Here is a 437-nt window from a genome sequence, read left to right as displayed (position 1 = left end):
ATAATTTATGGAAGCAGCAATTATTCTAGTATTTGTTATGGGCTATTTAGCCATTACCCTAGAGCACAGTATAAAAATTGATAAATTAATTCCTGCACTGGTCATGATGGCCATTTGTTGGGCTTTAATCGCTTTAGGACTGGAGAGCTTCCCACAATGGTTTGATTCTGGCAAACACGCATTGCTTGAAAATTTTGGCGCGTTAGGTCATGAGGATAAGATGCATTTAATGGAAGAAACATTATTACATCATTTGGGTAAGACCGCCGAAATATTAGTGTTTCTTTTAGGTGCAATGACTATAGTTGAGATCATTGATTACTTCGATGGATTCGCTACTATAAAAGGCTTTATTAAAACGAAAAAAAAGACCAAAATACTCTGGATATTTTCTGTTTTAGCATTTATTCTTTCTGCTATAATTGATAACCTTACTG

The 437-nt window shown here is 34.6% G+C and carries 1 protein-coding gene; it reads left to right on the top strand.

All coding sequences use genetic code 11. The features are described from left to right. Positions 1–37 precede the first annotated feature (37 nt). Positions 38–437 (top strand): SLC13 family permease (locus tag H4O21_RS28180; protein WP_255487452.1); only part of this gene is annotated, 400 nt, incomplete at its 3' end.

It is taken from the genome of Oceanospirillum sediminis (genome assembly GCF_014164585.1).
In the GTDB taxonomy this organism is placed as follows: Bacteria; Pseudomonadota; Gammaproteobacteria; order Pseudomonadales; family Halomonadaceae; genus Oceanospirillum; species Oceanospirillum sediminis.
The sequence above is the reverse complement of the archived record's forward strand: the minus strand, read 5'-3'. Positions and strand labels throughout refer to the sequence as shown.